The following is a 17,097-nucleotide window of genomic DNA, read 5'->3' as shown; positions in this document are numbered from 1 at the left end:
TTTCTTTGCTTCGTTTCTTTGTCGCTTTGGACAAAGAAATGACGCGCCGCCACGCGCAGTGGCTAATAGTGATAAAGAGAAAATCCGACTCAGGCAAACCACTAACACCGAAAGCACCAACCGGGCACTCCCCCAAACCCGCTAACGCAAGAACCCTGGCACCCAACATCACCCCCGACCACTCCCCGCCCGAGTGCGCACGATAAACCTAGGATTTGGCCCCATTGCGCCGGTAATTTCCGCTTGTTAGCTTGCTAGTCCGATTGCAAATCGCCCCCACCGTGCAATGCCCGCCACCGAAGACTTCCACTTCCTGCTGCTGCCCGAGTTCTCGTCCATCGGCTTCATGTCGGCCATCGAGCCGCTACGCGTCGCCAACCGCTTCCGGGGTGCACTCTACCGCTGGCACATCCTGAGCCTCGACGGCGGTCCGGTCTGCGCCAGCAACGGCATCTCGCTCAACGCAGAAAGCGCCCCGACCGACGTCCACTCGGCCACCAACGTCATTGTCGTCGCCGGCTTCAACCCGCTAAGCCGCTATACACGCGAATTGGGCGACTGGCTTCGGCGGATGGATCGCCAAGGCGCAACGCTAGGCGGTATTGATACCGGAAGTTTCGTCCTGGCCGAAGCCGGCCTGCTCCAGCACGAGCGCGTGACACTGCACTGGGAAGCAGCATCGGCGTTCCAGGAGCGCTATCCGTCACTCGCGGTGAGCCAGGAGCTATTCGAAATCGATGCGCGACGGATCACGTGCGCCGGCGGCACGGCCTCCATCGACCTCATGCTCGACCTGATCGGACGCCGCCACGGCGCCGAACTCGCCGCCCAGGTCTCGGAGCAGTTCGTGCTCGGACGCATCCGGCAGCGTTCGGACCACCAGCGCATGCAGATCGCAGCGCGCTACGGCATCCACAATCGCAAGCTGATCCAGGTGATCGGCGTGATGGAACAACACATGGAGGAACCTCTGTCGCCAGATGCACTGGCAGAGGAAATCGGCGTGACGCGGCGTCAGCTGGAACGCCTGTTCTGCTCGGCGATGAAGGACACACCCACCCACTTCTATCTCGGACTGCGCCTTGCACGCGCCCGCGAATTACTACAACAAACCGACATGTCCATTACCACGGTCTGCGTGGCATGCGGCTTCGAATCACCCTCGCACTTTTCACGCACCTACCGCACGCGCTTCGGCTCAAGCCCGCGCCAGGACCGCAGTTCGCCACGCGCGACGGCATCCGTCGAAGATACCGTCGCGACCAGCTGAAATACACTGATAACGCTTAGAACGAGTGCCGGATACCAATGCGAACATCGCTTTGCGTGCTCGACGTCGACGGCGTAAAGCTATAGCCAATCACCGCGTTCACACCACTCGATGCCTTAAGGTAGTCGCCCGACACATAGATATCGGTACGCTTGGACAACAGGTAATGCAGCCCGAGCGAACCCATGTTCCACTTGTGGCCTTCGAACGCCGTGAACTGGTAACCGCCGTACAGGATCAACGCAGGCGTGAAGTTATATTCCGCACCACCTTCACCCACGTGCATGTGCGACGACTGTCCGTAACCCTTGATCGTGGTATAGGTGTAGTTGCCCAACAACGTCAGGTTGCCAAGCGCGTACGACGATCCAATGCCGTAAGTCATCTGGCTGTCGACGTTGAACGCGGTGCTGCTGAACAGGTCGGTCACGGCGCCCGTGGTCGCGTTCACGGTTGCGACGGTCTGGCCCAGGAAGGTCTTCGTACCGATCATCGCGTACGGGTCGAATGCGTAGATGCCATTCGGATTGTTCAGGCGCGTGACCGCCGTGCCGATCGTGAAGTCGCCGTGCGCATAGTGCGCGCCCAAACTGTATGCACTCTTCTCGTGGAAGTCACCCGCAACGTTGCCGAACGAATAGAGGCCACCGAAAGTCAGGCCGCTGATGTCGGGTGACATGTACTTGATCGAGTTCGGCAAGCGGTCGCCGTTCATGCGGTCAAAGTCGCCCTGGTGGATCGCGTAGCCACTGCCAAACGAGGAGATGTTGTAACCCTCCATAAACTCGTTCGTCAGGTCGAGCTGGTTACCCGCCGAGATCGTGCCCCACTGGTTCTGCAAGCCCACATATGCCTGACGGCCGAACTCCGCGCCGCCCTGGGCAAAGGTGCCGTTGCCCAGATGGAAGCCATTCTCGAGCACGAAGATCGCCTTCAATCCACCGCCCAGGTCCTCCGTGCCCTTGAGGCCGAACCGGTTCCCGTAAGAGATGCCGTCGTCGAATTTGACGACGTGCGACCCGCCCGTGTTGTTGACGTAGGTAATACCGGCGTCGAGGATACCGTACAGCGTCACGCTGCTTTGCGCGTGAACCAAAGCAGGTGCGGAGACGGCTCCTGCGCTGAACGCCAGGGCCGCCAGCTTTACGGCATTTACCTTCTTCATCGTTGATTCTCCCTGATACCCGTTTGCACGTTTCGTTGGACGAAGCGAGGTCCGCGCTGCTCCGGCGATGGTTTGACATCGCGCAACGCTGCTCGCTCGAGTTTTTATTGCAGAGACCGGCGTACTACAGTGATCTGTCACATTGAATGCGGATGCATGCACCGAGCTTCAGGCGCGTGCACCAGCCTTGCAAAAGTAAAAGGCCATATTTAGTGGGGCTCGACCTTTTGCGACGCAAATCTGTCCAGTTGCGACTCACTGTTGTTATTTGGAACCAAGCGCTGTTTGCACCGCCTGCCACCCATTTGCGCCCGTAGCTGTGGTAACGCCGTCAAGCCAGCCCTTCACCAGGTCCGGGTTGCGCTTGAGCGCTGCTGCAGCAGCGGTATCCACGTTGGTCTTGTTTTGAAGGACGTCGGTGATGATGCCGTTCTCCAGGTCGACGTTAAATGTCATCTGCTTGAGAAGACGCCCCACGTTCGGGCATTCATTCGCGTAACCCGCTCGCGAGACCGTATTGACCGTCGCGCCGCCGAAGTTCGGGCCAAAGTATTTATCGCCGCCATCGAGGTAGGTGAGATGGAACTTCGTGTTCATCAGATGCGGTTCCCAGGCAAGGAACACGATCCATTTCTTGTCTCGCACCGAGCGCTCGACCTGCGTCAGCATGCCGGTCTCGCTCGACTCCACCAGCTTCCAGCCATTCAGTCCGAAAGCCTTTTCATCGAGCATCTTCTTGATGTTCTGATTCGCCGGCGCGCCCGGTTCAATGCCGTAGATCTTGTCGTCGAACTTGTCCGCGTTCTTTTGCAGGTCGGCGAACGAGTGCACGCCGGCAGCCGCCACATAGTCCGGCACGGCCAGCGTGAACTTCGCGTTGGTCAGGTTCGGGTGCACCACGTCGATCGACTTCTCATCCACGAACTGCTTGACCAGCGGTCCTTGCGCGGGCATCCAGTTACCCAGGAACGCGTCGACCTGGCCTTTCTTCAATCCCTGGTACGTAATCGGCACTGAAAGGTTCGAGACGCTCTGCTTATAACCAAGCGCCTTCAGCACGACACCGGCCATGGCGTTGGTGGCGTCGATATCGGTCCAGCCCGGGTCCGCCATCTTGACCTGCAGGCAGCTTTCGGGCTCGGCGGCGACTACCGTACCGATGGATGCGCAGAGTGCCGCAACGCAGAATAACGCATGCTTGAAGGGCTTTTTCATGTTGGCTTCCTGTGAGTAGTGTGTGGTTTCGGTTCTGCGATTTCAGTTGTAGTTCAGCCGCTTGAGCTTTAGCGCGTGACAGCGGGAAAACGCGCCATGGCTTCGAGCGTGTCGAGGTCTATGTGATTGCGCATATAGCGTTGGCTGGCATCTACCGACGGTTGCCAGTCCCATGATTCGATCACCCCTTGCGTGGTCGCCTCGAAGTGAAATTGCCGGCGCCGCTGGCTTTGCACGACCTCTTCGCGCAGCGCGTCGAGATCCCAGCGCGCGGCGATTTCCTCGCGGAATGCAGCGACTCTCGCCGCATGTTCCGGCAGCGCCGCAAGGTTGGTGCGCTCCAGCGGATCAGCGGTGACGTTGAAGAGCTGGTCGGGGTCCGAGGGCGTATGGATGAACTTGAAGTCCCCGCGGCGCAGCATCACGACCGGCGCAATCGCACCTTCGGCAAGGTACTCGCCGATAGCTTCATCGTGTGCCTGCGGCTCGCCGCGCAGATGCGGCACGAGACTCCAGCCATCCAGCGTATCGGGCCATGCGGGTCGCGGCTGGCCACAGCCCAGTTCCACAAGTGTTGGCAGCAAGTCGAGATGCGAGACGGAAGCGCTCACATGCGCCGCCTCGAATTGCCCCGGCGCGTGCACGATCAGCGGCACGCGGCAGCCGCCTTCGAAGAACGTCATCTTGTACCAGAGGCCGCGTTCGCCCAGCATCTCGCCGTGATCGGACGTCACGATCACAATGGTGTCGCCGGCCAGTCCCGCCTGATCCAGCGCTTCGAGGATTGCGCCGAATTGCGCATCGACGTAGGAAATCGCCCCGTAATACGCATGGCGGGCGTTGCGGATCTGCTGGTCGGTCGGCGGCGTCTTGTCCGTCTCGCACACGTAACGCAGGCGCTTCGAATGCGGGTCGGCAGCTTCCAGCGTGTCACGGTACGCGGGCATTTGAATGTCTTCGTCCCGGTACATGTCCCAGTATTTCTGCGGAATCGCGTAAGGATCGTGCGGGTGCGTGAGCGACGCCACCACGCAAAACGGCCGCTCGTCCTTCCCGGCTTGCCGCTCACGCGCTATGTCGAATAACTTCTGACGCGTGGTGTAGGTCACTTCATCGTCGAAATCGAGTTGGTTCGTGCGCACGCACGGCCCCGCGTCGATCACGGAACTCATGTTGTGATACCAGCTCGGACGCGTCTCGAAGTCGTCCCAGTTCGGCGTCCAGCCGAAATCCGCCGGATAGATGTCGGTGGTCAGGCGCTCCTCGAAACCGTGCAATTGGTCCGGACCGCAAAAGTGCATCTTCCCCGAGAGAATCGTCCGATACCCCTCCGCGCGCAGGTAATGCGCGAACGTTAATGTTTGCGAGGGAAATTCGGCGGCGTTATCGTAGGCGCCTATTGCCGAAGGCAGCTTGCCCGACAAGAATGAAAAGCGCGACGGTGCGCACAGCGGACTCGCGCAATACGCCGAATCGAACACCACGCCACGGGCCGCGAGCGCGTCCATGTTCGGCGTCTTCGTTACGTGATGGCCGTACGCGGACAACGCGAACGGCGTCATTTGATCGGCCATCAGGATCAGGATATTTTGTTTGTGTTTAAGCATCGGAGCGAGGCTCGAATAGAATCAGGAAAGTGGCGCATCATGGCCGTTGCACACGGCGAACGGCTTGTGTCGCGCACCACTATTGCCGTTCAATTCGCGGCTGTGAAGAGAGCAAAACGTTATGAGCTCATAAGGGGCCCTTATGCCGAGACAGGATCGTTTGCCGCCCATGCAGGCGCTCTCGATGTTCGAGTCCGCCGCGCGTCTTGCCAGCTTCACCGCCGCCGCCCGCGAACTGGGCTCCACGCAGCCGGCAGTCAGCCAGCGCGTGGTGCAGCTCGAGGAGAACCTCGGTGCGGCGCTGTTCGAGCGCGGACACCGCGGCGTGACGCTCACGGAGGACGGCGTGCGCCTGTTCGAAGCGGTGCGTCAGAGCCTCGACACCATCCGCATTGCCACCAACGACATTCGCGCGCGCCACGCGGCGCCCGCGCAGCGCTCGCTCAATCTCCTGACTGACTTCGGCTTCGCGACTTATTGGCTGATGCCGCGCCTGTCGCAATTCAAGGCGCTGATGCCCGACGTCGATGTCAGGATCACCACCGCACAAGACGTGCTCGCGGCCGATCACGATCACGCGGATATCGTGATCGGTTTCGGTCATGCGGCATCGGACTGGGCGGGACGCGGGACGGTCAAGTTGTTTCCCGAGCAGGTCACACCGGTGTGCAGCCCCGCGTTTCTCGCGCGGCACGGCAAACCCGCCCATCCGTCGGACCTCGTCAGCTTGCCGCTGCTTCATCTGGAGCCGACCAACCCGGAGCGCTGGCTGTCGTGGCACGGCTGGTTCGCGGCGCACGGACTCGCGGCGCCCCCCGCGCATCGCGGCATTACGTTCAACAGCTATGGCTTCGTCGCGCATGCGGCCATCATGGGCCAGGGCGTGGCACTGGGCTGGGCGCCGCTGGTGGACGAACTCGTCGCGAGCGGTCAACTGATCCAGTTGTTCGACACACCGGTCACGACGGACGGCGGATACCTTTTGAATGCGCCGCGCGCTCAAACCACGGCCGTCTGTGCGTTTCGCGACTGGTTGCTGGCTGAGTGCGGCGTGGCGGCCTGACCCCGCCTGACGCTCCGATACCAGCGTCACGGCGTTTAGCTTCTAGCCGCCGCCCTGTGCAATTTGTTCTACTGCAACGCATGCGCGCCGCGTTCGCGGCGCCGCCATTTGCATAGTGGAGAACCGCATGGCCGGCAATAACGTCATTGACACCCTCTCTCATCAGCTCGTACTGACGGTCGCTTGCCCCAGCGCCGCGGGACAAGTTGCCGCCGTGGTCGGCTTCCTCGACCGGCACCAGTGTTATGTCGATGAACTCACCGTCTTCGACGACGACCTCAGCCAGCGCTTCTTCGTACGCTGCGTCTTCCACGGCGTGGATCACGATGAAACGCTGCAGATCGCCGCACTGCAGCAGGAATTCACGCCTATCGCCGAGCGTTTCTCCATGACGTGGGCCATCCACAACGTGGCTGCGCGGCCGAAGGTGCTGATCATGGTGTCGAAGCTCGAGCACTGCCTCGCGGACCTGTTGTTCCGCTGGCGCATGGGCGAACTGAAGATGGATATTGTCGGAATCGGGTCGAATCATCGCGATTTCGAACCGCTTGCCGTTCAGCATGGCCTGCCGTTCCACCATCTCCCGATCACGGCGGACACCAAGCCGCAACAGGAAGCGCAACTGCTCGATTTATTCGAGTCGTCGGGCGCGGAGTTGATGATTCTCGCGCGCTACATGCAGATATTGTCGGGCGAGACGAGCCGGAAACTGGCCGCACGCGCGATTAATATCCACCATTCCTTCCTGCCCGGTTTCAAGGGTGCGAAGCCCTATCACCAGGCGCATACGCGTGGCGTGAAGCTGATCGGTGCAACAGCCCACTTCGTGACCGACGACCTGGATGAAGGTCCGATCATCGAACAAGTGGTCGAGCGCGTCGATCATTCCTACAAGCCAGAGCGTCTGCTCGCAACAGGACGCGACGTGGAATGCATCACGCTCGCGCGCGCGGTGAAGGCATTCATTGAGCGGCGCGTATTTATCAACGGCGACCGGACCGTGGTGCTGTAACTAGTCCTTTGAAAGATGCTCCGAAAACGACAAAACGCCGCTAAGCGGCGTTTTGTCGTTTCGTTAAAGCTGAAGCGCGGGACGTTTAATTAGTCCAGCTCGCCACGCGGTCGCTGTGAGCGTTGATCCATGCATCGGCAGCAGCGGCCGGCTTGGCGCCGTTCGTGGTTGCCAGCATCACGCTGTCGATTTCACCCGGTTTCCATTGGAACTTCTTCAGGAAAGCGACCACGGTAGGCGCCTTCTTTTCAAGTTGCGGATTGACGATGTTGTCGACGTGTTCCGCTTCACCGAACACCTTCTTCGGATCTTCCAGGAATTTCAGCTTGTACTTCGCGAACATCCAGTGCGGTTTCCAGCCGGTCACAATGATGGGCTTCTTCGCGTTTTCCGCACGCGCCAGTTCTGCCGTCATGGCGCTGCCTGAACTCGGCATCAACGTGTAGTCGAGGTTGTAGGCCTTGATCGCGTCGCCCGCTTTCTGCATCACGCCCGCACCTGCGTCAATGCCAACGATCCGGCCGCCAAACTCGTCCTTCTTTGCTTCAAGATCTGCCAGGCTCGTGACGTCCACATCTTCCGGCACGATCAGGCCGATCTTCGCGTCCTGAAAGTTGGTGCCAAGATCGACGACCTTCGACTTGAAGGTCTCCCAGTAGGCGCCGTGCGTGACCGGCAACCAGGCGCACAGCGTCATATCGAGGTCGCCGCGCGCCACGCCCTGCCACATCACGCCGGCCGCGACCGGTACGAGCTGCACCGGATAACCCAGCTTCTTCTCGATGATCTGCGCCGCCACGTTCGTCGTCGCCACGCTGTCGTCCCAGCCTTCCACGTAACCGATCTTGATGGTCGGTTTCGCATCGGCGGCGATAACACCCGCGCTGGTTGCAGCCAGCGCAGCACTTAAGGTGCTCAAAACAAGCAGTTTTTTGATCAGTCTCATTGTCGTACTCCCCTTTGCGGTCCACACCATTGAGGCTTTAGAATCACCGGCCAGAAAAACGCCGACTGGTTATTTTTCGACGCCCAGTTGTCCGGATGCGACCTCGTCTTATCCCGCTGCGTCGCCGACCCTGATGAATACCCTACTTATCGACAACAAGGTCGGTCAGCGGCTTGCTGCAACACAAGAGAACCATGCCCTGGTCAATCTCGCGCTGACGGATGCCGCCGTTGTGTTTCATCTCGACTTCGCCGGACAGCAGCTTGACCTTGCAGGTGCCGCACATGCCTTGCGTACACGACGCCGGCAAACGCACGCCCGATTTCCTCGCTGCGTCCAGCACATGCTGCGCACTGCCGCATTCGATCTCGCGATTGCTCTTGGCAAAACTGACCTTGAACGTGGTCTCTGCAGGCACGGGGACGAGTTCGGGCGACAGGTCGAAGCCAACCGCGCTTTCCCGCATCTCGGCGAATGTTTCGGTGGACTGCAATGCATCGGCGACATGAGCGGTCGTCAGTTGCGCCGCGACCTCCGCGATTGTCTCGAAGGAAAAACTTTCCTCGTGATAATGGGTGGTGTCGAAACCGCCTTCGGCGAGCAGATCACGAACTGCCTTCATGTAGGGCGCCGGACCGCAGGTAAAGATTTCCCGTTCCAGAAAATCCGGTGCGATCAGCTTGAGCAAGGGCAGCGTGAGGAACCCTGTTACGCCCGGCCAGTTCGTGCGCGCGCCGACTCGTTCGCATACGAACGCCGTGCGGAAGTTCGCCTGGTTCGAAGCAATCAGGTCCAGTTCGCGCGCAAAGATGATGTCGTCGGGCGTGCGCGCACTGTGCACGAACACGATGTCGCGATCCTCGCCGAGCTCGTGATGTGCACGGCTCATGGACATCAATGGCGTGACACCCGATCCCGCCGATAAAAACAGGAACTTGCGCGCCGGATGCCGCGCGCACGTGAACTCGCCGGCGGGCCCCAACACCCTTACCTTGCCGCCTGTCTGAAGATTGTCGTGCAGCCAGTTCGACACCTTGCCGCCCGGCACGCGCTTCACCGTGATGGAGATGGTGTGCGGACGCGTAGGCGGCGAGGAGATCGTATAACAGCGATTGATCGATTCGCCGTCTATCTCCAGCTCCAGCGTGATGAACTGGCCGGGCTCGAAAGCAAAGGTCCGTTCCACCGGCGCACGAAAGAAAAAGCTCTTTACGTCGTGCGTTTCCTGACGAACGTGACAGCAGACGAGCGTGTCGTCCGTGTCGCTGTCCCAACGAGCGGGAAGCGTGCCCCAGAACTCGGGCTGGGTCACTCGGTTCGGGGCAGGCTCGAACGTCGCCTGATCGCGCATCATCTGTTTCTCCGCTATAGCTTCGAGTGCGACGTTTTTCTTCGCCTGAATATTCGCTTAGGTATTCGCTGAATCAGCGCCAGGTCAGCGCTTGAACGACACGACTTTCTCGCCGTGTGCGGTCACGCTGGCTTCTTCCGGCGTGTTCGCGTAATCGTCCAGCCGGCCGATATACCACTCGCAGAACTTCTCGACGAGTCCTTCCGTGAACGGCGAATACGGACCCGGTTCATATGCGCTGCTCGTCGCGCCGAGTTGCGAGAATTCCACCAGCGCGCGGTCCTGGTCGTTGGTCGCGCGCCAGACGGCGGTCAGGTTGTCGACGTCGTAGTCAACACCTTCCACTGCGTCCTTGTGCACGAGCCATTTGGTGCGCACGAGCGTCTCGCCTGCCGACAGCGGAATCACCGAGAAGCTCACAATGTGATCGCTCATGAAGTGATGCCACGAATTTGGCTGCGTCCAGAACGAGAGCCCTCCCAGATCGGCTTGCTGGAAACCGCCCAACAATTTCTTCGACGCCACCTTGGCGTCCATCGTCTGCGACTCCCCGCTGCGGTCGAGCGGCAAGCGTTGCGTGCGAAAACCGCTGACAAGGTCAGCCAGCCGGTCGATTTCCTTCGACGGCAGGTTCATCGCTTCCCATTGCTTCGTGCGTTCTTCGACGGTCTTGTCGAAGGCCGCCATGGCTTCTTCGTTGTCGGCGGAACGCTGGTACCCGAAGCCATATTCGTAGAGCGAGATGGTCAGCTCCGGATGGTTCGCGACGCAGTGATAGCACTCGCGATTGTTCTCCATCGTGAGCTTCCAGTTGCCCTTTTCGATGATGTCGATCGCGGCGGCCACCTTGCAGTCGGCCAGTCCGTGCGGCAGCAAATATGGTTCCATTGAAGCGCGCAATACGGCGAAATCGGCCGGTGGCGTTTCAGCGAGACAGACAAAAATCAGGCCCGCGAGATTTTCCAGGTGGACCTTCTTGAGGCTGTGCTTGCACTTGTCGAACTGCTCGCCCATGTGCTCGGCGAACATCAGGTCGCCGTTCAGGTTGTAGGTCCAGCTGTGATACGGGCACACGATATTGCCGAGCGAGCCCTTCTCCGAGCTGCACAGGCGCGCACCGCGATGCCGGCAGACGTTATGGAACGCGCGGATCTGCATGTCGTCGTCGCGCACGATCAGGATGGAATCGTTGCCGAGTTCCACCGTCATGTAGTCGCCCGCTTCCGGGACGTCCGGCTCGACCGCGACCTGGATCCAGTGCCGCCGGAAGATCACGTCCATGTCGAGCGCGTGGATTTCCTCGCTCGCGTAGAACGGCGCTTCCAGCGTGTGACCCTTCTTGCGGCGTTCGATCATTGCGCGAACGTCTGCGGAAACTTTCATCGTGTACTCCGTGTTTTGGTGCCCCGCCCGACCTTGAACGTGCGGGAATTTTCGTGTCGGAAATCAGTAGTCGACGAGTTGATGCTCGCGCAAATACGCCAGGATCACTTGTGCTTTTTCGACGGAAGTCCCTTCAATTACGACGCTGCCACCCCGGCTTTCCGTGGTCGTGGCCGAGAGCATGCGCGCGTGGCCCGAACGCTTTTCGGCCGCCGCCAGCCGCACGGGTTTCGCCGTCGCGGGCTTGATCGACCAGTGAACGCCTTCCGCCGCGTTGGCGGCACTCACCAGCACCGGTTCTATCGCGCCTTCGCGCAGTTTCGCGTACGCGTAGCGCGGCGTGGCGTTGGCCATGGGATGCACCACAACCAGTGCAGGCAAGCTTGCCTGCACGCGGCGACGCAATCCTTTCGGCAGGAATTGCCGGACGGTGACTTGTGTGGCGTCGACTCCGCCTTCAACGTCCACATCCACCGCCGATGCAAGCAGCGCAACGCCCAGGGCGTCGGCGAGTTGGTAGGGCAGCATGCCGCTGTCCTCCGTGCCTTCCGCACGCGTGCCGGTCAGCACGAGGTCGTAACCCTTCAGGCGTGCGGCGAGCGCCGGCGCAATTTCATCTCCCGCGGCTACGGCCAGCACTTCCACCTTTGCCGCGCCCAACGCGAGATATTCGCCCAATGTGGGATTGGCCGGATCGCCTGCGTGCAACACGTCAAGGGCCGCCTGGTGTTGCTTCGCGAGTCCCGTCGCCAAGGTCAGCGCGGCGGCGTCGTTACGGCTATAGCGTGCAGTGCCGCTCACCGGATGACGGCCGACCGAGACGAGGACAGCAATCTTGCTTACGCGCTTCGTGGTCGATGCCTGGCTCATGCGAGCGCTCCTTCCAGCTTGGCTGTACTCGAAGCTGCGCCGCCGGACGCAGCCATTGCGCCCGGGTTGGCACGTGCGTTACGCGCCGCGGCTGCGGCTTCGGTCAATGCCGCGATCGTTTCCTGCGCGTCGCCGATGATCGTCAGGTTCGCGCGTTTTGCGATCGGCGCGCTGGCGTCGAGATTCACCGCAATCACGTGCCGGCAATCCTTGATGCCCTGCAAGTGCTGCACCGCGCCGGAGATACCGAACGCAATGTAAAGGCTGGCATCGACTGTCTTGCCCGTTGCCCCGATCTGTTTGTCGCGCGGAAACTTGCCGTCGTCCACCGCCACCCGGCTCGCGCCAATTGCAGCGCCTACGGTGTTGGCGAGACGCTCGAACGCGGGGACATCCGTCACCCCATTGCCCGCTGACACGATGAAGTCTGCCTCTTCCAGCGCGACTTGCGCGGCATCTATTTCTTCGATGCCAAGGTCCTTGTAAGGACTCGCTTTCTCATGGCTTTGGCCGAAGAACTGCTCCGCCGGCACGCGCTCGCCTGCACCGACGAACGGCAACCTTGCATCGACTGCATTCGGAGCCAGCAGGATCACGTCGGGAAGCGAACGCACGGCGAACGCCTTGCGCGCACGGGTATAAACCGCCACGTGCGCGGCGTCTATTTCAACCACGTGCGCGGCCACGGATGCCCTCGCTTGCGCCGCGTACCGGCGGCCGAGATCACCGTCGCCCGTCGCGTTATCGGGAAGGAAAACATGCGCGGGGGAATACGCCGCGACACAGGCGGCGAGCGCATCCAGTGCAGCATTGGGTGCGAATGCGCGACGATCGAATGCAGGCATCTCGATCACCTTGTCCGCGCCGAGCGTGGACGCATCGTCCTTCAATTCGCCCAGGACAAGCAAGACGACTTGCGTGGTCGGGTCTGCAAGCAGCGCGGCTGCCGCAAGCGTCTGGCGCGCGTGGTCATCGAGGGAACCGCGGTCGCTGTGTGCGGCCACGAGCAATGAACGCTGCGCAGCCGTAGTCGTACGACGCGGCTTCGCCTGTTCACGATGCCCGCCCAGCGCGCCAGCGTGAATGTCACCCGCCACGCCCACAAAACCCAAGGTAATGCGCTTGAGCCCTTCAGCCGTGATGGAAAACGGCCGGCGCGGATCAATTCGTTTGATGGTGTGCATTGCTTACTCCAGCGCCGCTGCAACGAGCTCAGCCACGTCCAGCACTTCCGGCCGAGTACCTACTACGCCTTCCAGCATCGCCGTGCAGTTCGGGCATCCGACCGCGACAATCTCCGCGTTGACCGCGCGGGCGTCGTTGATACGGATGTCAGGAATACGCTGCTTGCCGGGGATGTCGGTGAGCGGTGCGCCGCCGCCACCGCCACAGCATCGTCCGCGCATACCGTTGCGTTCCATCTCGACGACCTTGATGCCGATCGATTTGAGCAACTTGCGCGGCGCTTCCGTTTCACCGTTATAACGGCCGAGATAACACGGGTCGTGATACGTGACCGTCTTGCCGGCGGCGAGCGCGCTTTCGGCAGCAGGCGTGAGCTTGCCGCTGGCGACGAGCTCGGCAATCAGCGACGTGTGGTGCTGCACCTCATACAACCCACCCAGCGCGCGATACTCGTTGCGCAGGCTGTGCATCACGTGCGGATCGGCGGTGACGATCTTCTTGAACGAATACTTCGACAAGGTCGCGATGAGTTGCGTCGCCAGTTGCTGGAACGTGGCTTCATCGCCCAGACGACGCGCCGTGTCTCCGGTATCCGTCTCTACACCGCCCAGCACCGCATAGTCGACACCCGCCTTGTTCAGCACTTTGACCAGCGCGCGCAAGGAGCGCTGGTAGCGCATGTCGAATGCACCTTCGCCTGCAATGAGCAGCACGTCGACCGGACGGCCCGGCTGCGCGACCTGCACCTGCAGGTCGACGGACCAGTCGTAACGCGCGCCGATATCGAAGCCGTTCGCGCTACCCGTCTCGCGCAAGTTGGCGAGCGTTTCAGGACCCTTACCCGGCACGATACCTTCGACCAGCGTCTGGTTGCGCCGCATGTCCACGATAGCGTCCACATGCTCGATCAGCATTGGGCACTCCTGAACGCAAGCGCGGCAGGTGGTGCAGGACCAGATCGTGTCCGCTTCGATCATCGTGGAAATCAGCGGCTTCGACGGTGCGCCCGAATGCTTGCCGAGCGGGATGCCCGGCGTAGGGCTACCGGCATACGCGGCGTCCGACCCACCGACCATACCCGTCACCAGGTCCTGGATCAGTTTCTTCGGGTTCAGCGGCTGACCCGCTGCGAACGCCGGGCACGCCGCTTCACACTTGCCGCATTGCACACAGGCATCGAAGCTCAGCAATTGATTCCAGCGGAATTCAACCGGCTTGCCGACGCCGTATTCCTTGGCGTCGAGTACTGGCATCTTGAGCGCGGTCGGCGGGACGACGTCATGCTCGTGGCTGCGCCCGGTGAAGCGCTCTTGCCGTGGATGAAACGCGAGATGCAGCAAACCTGCAAGCGCGTGTTTCATCGGACCGCCGCGGGCTGCGCCGAAGGTCATCGTGAATGCACCCGCGGCAATCAGCAGCGCAACGATGATCGCCAATGCGCCGGACATGGCTGCAGCGGGCAACACAACGAACAGCACGAGCCCGAGCGCGAACGAACCCAGCAGCAGCGGCAGGCTGTCCCATGGCCCACGAGACAGACGCGCGGGTACCGCCTTCGCGCCATGCCGACGGCGCCATACAAACACCGCACCGACCAGCATCACGAGCGCTGCCAGGAAAATCAGCTTGTCGAGCCACGGCGAATAGATAGCCAGCCCGTAGTTGAGGAACACGAGCGCCATGGCTGCAATCGCGCCGCCGGCTGTCGCCACGTGCGTCTTGGAAATATACGGATCGCGCGCGACTACATGATGCAGATCGACGAAATAGCGCTTCGGGATGGACAGCAAATTGCCCCAGCCGTACGCACCCGCAGCCGTCGCGCGGCCCTCCCGCCAATACGCGGCACGCTTGAAAAGTGCGAATGCCAGACCCGCCACCGACAACCACAACAATGCGGTAATGACAAACACCGGGCTCATGTTCAGAAGTCCTTGACGAGGCGCAGCGCGTCATAGATCGCGCCATGAATGTTGTGCATGGAGATGCAGTCGCCAACGCGGAACAGCAGGAAGCGCCCGTTGCCGAGTTCTTCGCTCAAGGACGGTTGCGGCTCGGAAGCGAAGAGCTTGTGCACATCGATCTGACCACGATTCAACGACTCAGGCTTGAGCTTCCAGTAGAGCTCGTCGTTCGGCGCAATGCCGTTCTCGATCACCACCTGATCGACCGCGCGCTCCTCTTGCTCCTCCGTGTACTCATTGCGGATCACGGCGATCTTCTTGCCGTCTTCCTCATACACTTTGTCGAGCCAGTAGTTCGGTGTGGAGATCACGCCTTGCGCGTACAGACGTCTGTAGAAAATCGGGAAGGTCGTGCCGCCCACGTCGTCCGAGACCTTCACGTCCGGCGTCACGATCTCGACATTTCCACCCCGGCTCGCGATGAAGTCGGCTACGCCCGCGCCGGCATGTGTGCTGACGCCGTCATAAACCAGTACGTTCTTGCCCGGCTCGACCTTGCCCGAGAGGATGTCCCACGAGCTCACGGCGAGACCTTGCTCGACGCCCCACGCCGGCACTTGTTGCGTGAACGATGAACCACCCGTAGCCAGCACGATAATGTCCGGCTTCTCGGCCATGATCATCTTTTCGTCGGCTGCCACACCCAGGCGACGGTCCACGCCGAGACGTTTCGTTTCCATGTCGAACCAGCGCACGATGCCCGCCATCTGCTCGCGCTGTGGCGCCTTGGCCGCCAGCATGATCTGGCCGCCCACGTACTCGTTCTTTTCGAACAATACGACGTCATGCCCCCGCGATTTCGCCACGCGTGCGGCTTCGAGTCCCGCAGGACCCGCGCCAACGACCACAACCTTGCGCTTTGGGCCACGCGATTTTTCGATCACGTGCGGCATGGTCTCTTCACGTGATGTTGCCGCGTTCTGCACGCACAGCACGTCGAGACCGTTGTATTGCCGGTCAATACAATAATTCGCGCCCACGCACTGCTTGATCTCGTCTTCGCGGCCATCGCGGATCTTGATGACCATGTGCGGATCGGCAATCTGCGCACGCGTCATGCCGACCAGATCGATCATGCCGGACTCCAGCAGACGCTCGGCCTGGCCGGCATCCCGGATACTTTGCGCATGCATCACCGGCAGCTTCACCACCGACTTGATTCCGGCGGCGAGATGCACGAACGGCTCGGGCGGCAGCGCCATGGGTGGCATGCAGTTCGCGAGCGTGTTGTGCGTGTCCGCGCCGGAACCGATCACGCCGATGTAGTCGATAAGACCCGACTCCGACATCGACTGGGCGATCTCCTTCAACTGCGTGTGATCGAGACCGTCTTCGTGAAACTCGTCGCCGCACATGCGCAGGCCGACGCAGAAGTCCGGGCCTACCGCTTCACGCACGGCCTTGAGCACTTCGTTGCCGAAACGAAGGCGGTTTTCGAGCGAGCCGCCCCATTCATCGGTACGGAAATTCGTGCGCGGGCTCCAGAACTGATCAATCAGATGCTGATGCGCCGCCGAGATTTCGACGCCATCCAGACCCGCATCTTTCACGCGCTTCGCGGCCACCGCGAAGTCGGAAATGATGCGCTTGATTTCTTCCACTTCAATGATCTTCGCATTGCCGCGATGCACCGGTTCACGCACGCCCGAGGGCGACATCAAATGCGGCCAGTGCTCACCGTGATACGCCGTGCGACGGCCCATATGGGTCGCCTGGATCATGATCTTCGCGCCATGCTTGTGCATGGCTTCGGCCAGGCGCGAGAGCGGATCGATGACCTTGTCGGTCGCAAGATTGACCGACTTCCACCAGCCTTGCGGGCTATCGATGGACACCGGGCTCGAGCCGCCGCATACGGCAAGGCCGACCCCGCCCTTTGCCTTCTCCTCGTAATAACGGATATACCGATCGCCGGGCAAACCACCCGGTTCCGCATAGACCTCCGCGTGCGCGGTGCTGACAATGCGATTGCGCAAGGTCAGCTTGTTCAGCGTAAGAGGCTTGAAAAGGTTGGGGTAACGCATCGCGGGTCGACCTCGGAATTATCTATGTACTACAGCTGCTTC

13 protein-coding genes are annotated in these 17,097 nt (G+C 61.1%); 3 read left to right on the top strand and 10 right to left on the bottom strand.

The features are described from left to right. The first annotated feature begins 286 nt into the window (after nucleotides 1-286). Nucleotides 287-1,270: a GlxA family transcriptional regulator gene (locus tag ABH944_RS25960; RefSeq protein ID WP_404610023.1), complete on the top strand. Its 984-nt coding sequence runs from the start codon at nucleotides 287-289 to the stop codon at nucleotides 1,268-1,270. Between the two features lie 16 nt (nucleotides 1,271-1,286). On the opposite strand, the gene ABH944_RS25955 is transcribed toward ABH944_RS25960, so the two are convergent. From ABH944_RS25955 to betC, 3 genes are all read right to left on the bottom strand, one after another. Further along, complete coding sequence (locus tag ABH944_RS25955; RefSeq protein ID WP_404610024.1) at nucleotides 1,287-2,435, bottom strand: porin; 1,149 nt, start codon at nucleotides 2,433-2,435, stop codon at nucleotides 1,287-1,289. A 264-nt stretch (nucleotides 2,436-2,699) separates the two neighbouring features. After that, nucleotides 2,700-3,650: a choline ABC transporter substrate-binding protein gene (locus tag ABH944_RS25950; RefSeq protein ID WP_404610025.1), complete on the bottom strand. Its 951-nt coding sequence runs from the start codon at nucleotides 3,648-3,650 to the stop codon at nucleotides 2,700-2,702. Between the two features lie 68 nt (nucleotides 3,651-3,718). Next, complete coding sequence (gene betC / locus ABH944_RS25945) at nucleotides 3,719-5,257, bottom strand: choline-sulfatase (RefSeq protein ID WP_404610026.1); 1,539 nt, start codon at nucleotides 5,255-5,257, stop codon at nucleotides 3,719-3,721. 142 nt (nucleotides 5,258-5,399) lie between these two features. Between betC and ABH944_RS25940 the strand changes: the two genes are divergently transcribed. Together ABH944_RS25940 and purU are read left to right on the top strand one after the other, a co-directional pair. Beyond that, nucleotides 5,400-6,320 carry a choline sulfate utilization transcriptional regulator gene (locus tag ABH944_RS25940; RefSeq protein WP_404610027.1) on the top strand — a complete coding sequence of 307 codons (921 nt, stop codon included), beginning with the start codon at nucleotides 5,400-5,402 and terminating at the stop codon, nucleotides 6,318-6,320. 127 nt (nucleotides 6,321-6,447) lie between these two features. Continuing rightward, complete coding sequence (gene purU / locus ABH944_RS25935) at nucleotides 6,448-7,332, top strand: formyltetrahydrofolate deformylase (RefSeq protein ID WP_404610028.1); 885 nt, start codon at nucleotides 6,448-6,450, stop codon at nucleotides 7,330-7,332. A gap of 85 nt (nucleotides 7,333-7,417) precedes the next feature. Here the strand turns inward: purU and ABH944_RS25930 are convergent, their stop codons facing one another. The 7 genes from ABH944_RS25930 to ABH944_RS25900 form a co-directional block, all read right to left on the bottom strand. After that, on the bottom strand, nucleotides 7,418-8,278 hold the full coding sequence (locus ABH944_RS25930) for a glycine betaine ABC transporter substrate-binding protein (protein ID WP_404610029.1): 861 nt from the start codon (nucleotides 8,276-8,278) through the stop codon (nucleotides 7,418-7,420). 142 nt (nucleotides 8,279-8,420) lie between these two features. Beyond that, nucleotides 8,421-9,632, bottom strand: coding sequence for an FAD-binding oxidoreductase (locus ABH944_RS25925; RefSeq protein WP_404610030.1), 1,212 nt, complete (start codon nucleotides 9,630-9,632; stop codon nucleotides 8,421-8,423). An 81-nt stretch (nucleotides 9,633-9,713) separates the two neighbouring features. Next, complete coding sequence (locus ABH944_RS25920) at nucleotides 9,714-11,012, bottom strand: aromatic ring-hydroxylating oxygenase subunit alpha (protein WP_404610031.1); 1,299 nt, start codon at nucleotides 11,010-11,012, stop codon at nucleotides 9,714-9,716. A gap of 63 nt (nucleotides 11,013-11,075) precedes the next feature. Further along, complete coding sequence (locus ABH944_RS25915) at nucleotides 11,076-11,882, bottom strand: electron transfer flavoprotein subunit beta/FixA family protein (protein WP_404610032.1); 807 nt, start codon at nucleotides 11,880-11,882, stop codon at nucleotides 11,076-11,078. Continuing rightward, on the bottom strand, nucleotides 11,879-13,066 hold the full coding sequence (locus ABH944_RS25910) for an electron transfer flavoprotein subunit alpha/FixB family protein (RefSeq protein ID WP_404610033.1): 1,188 nt from the start codon (nucleotides 13,064-13,066) through the stop codon (nucleotides 11,879-11,881). Before ABH944_RS25910 ends, ABH944_RS25915 begins: the two co-directional genes overlap by 4 nt. A gap of 3 nt (nucleotides 13,067-13,069) precedes the next feature. Then, nucleotides 13,070-14,989: a (Fe-S)-binding protein gene (locus ABH944_RS25905; RefSeq protein ID WP_404610034.1), complete on the bottom strand. Its 1,920-nt coding sequence runs from the start codon at nucleotides 14,987-14,989 to the stop codon at nucleotides 13,070-13,072. Nucleotides 14,990-14,991: 2 nt separating this feature from the next. Further along, nucleotides 14,992-17,055 carry an oxidoreductase gene (locus tag ABH944_RS25900; protein WP_404610035.1) on the bottom strand — a complete coding sequence of 688 codons (2,064 nt, stop codon included), beginning with the start codon at nucleotides 17,053-17,055 and terminating at the stop codon, nucleotides 14,992-14,994. Between the last annotated feature and the right edge of the window lie 42 nt (nucleotides 17,056-17,097).

It is taken from the genome of Caballeronia udeis (assembly GCF_044909315.1).
Lineage (GTDB): Bacteria > Pseudomonadota > Gammaproteobacteria > Burkholderiales > Burkholderiaceae > Caballeronia > Caballeronia udeis_A.
The sequence above is the reverse complement of the archived record's forward strand: the minus strand, read 5'-3'. Positions and strand labels throughout refer to the sequence as shown.